Origin of the sequence: Vibrio neptunius (genome assembly GCF_000967495.1) — a bacterium.
GTDB classification, from domain to species: Bacteria; Pseudomonadota; Gammaproteobacteria; order Enterobacterales; family Vibrionaceae; genus Vibrio; species Vibrio neptunius.
Map to the genome: position 1 here is coordinate 1 of NZ_JXXU01000128.1, position 957 is coordinate 957.

Here is a 957-nt window from a genome sequence, read left to right on the forward strand (position 1 = left end):
TTACCGCCCATAAATAGGTAAGGGGTAAATACCATGACCTCGTCTTTACCCACTGGGCCATGTTTTTGATAAACTGAAGGAAATATAAGTGTTTCACCACTTTCAATGTCTGCTGAACTAGGTGATAAAACAGCGAACAGGCGTTGTACAGAAAAGTCAGATTTACCAATTTTAATATCTCGTTCTTTTCCTTTTCGCGTTTTAATCCAGTTAAGATGAGGAACAATATTCAGCGAATCTCCGGTTCTCTCACCCCATAGATAGAGCTCTCCATAGGCACTTCGTGCGATGACATGGTAGTCGTCATAATCGGCAAACTCTGTGTCCTTGAGGAAGGACTCAAGCACATCTTCAAACTCAGCGGGATTAGTAATCCAAAATAGGCCATCTTGAAACCCCGAAAAACCCATCTGTTGCCAATATTCCAGTAGTTTATCGGGTAAGATCCCACGATAGCGCTCTATTTGCTCTGAGGTGGCGACGACAAGTTCTGTCGGGCTACCAAATTTTGACAGAAAAAACTCTAAGTATTCATCATTCATCTTATCTACTTCCGCTTAATGGGCAGCGCTCTAGCGAGACATTCATTTTGGTCTCTGGCCCTAATCTTTCCAAAGCGCGTTGTGCTTGTTCATCCACCTGAGTTAGGCGTGATTTATGGCGCCATTGCGAGCCTATGGAGGCGTTTACTTGTTTGTTGCCCATTCGGTTCACCTTATCTTTACCGCCAGCTATCATATCAGGGTCATGCAAGGCGGCTAGATTATTCATGATTTCTTTTGTTCGTGTGATTGCTCTTGTTTCTGCTTCTATTGGAGTCATTTGCAACTTATAGCTTGTTAATAACGAGCTATTCAATCTGCGAGAAAACTGATATCGGAAATCTTCCTGAGCCATACCTGTTTTCGCACGCCTCATTTTTTCGTAGCGGTTACGGTTTTCAATGTACTCGCCGAC

The 957-nt window shown here is 43.3% G+C and carries 2 protein-coding genes; both read right to left on the reverse strand.

The genetic code is table 11. The features are described from left to right. Positions 1–542, reverse strand: a 542-nt coding sequence (locus TW84_RS23320) for a GAD-like domain-containing protein (protein WP_045977993.1), incomplete at its 3' end; no start/stop codon positions are given. A 1-nt stretch (position 543) separates the two neighbouring features. Further along, on the reverse strand, positions 544–957 hold a 414-nt coding region (locus TW84_RS23325), incomplete at its 5' end, for a polymorphic toxin type 15 domain-containing protein (RefSeq protein WP_240478223.1).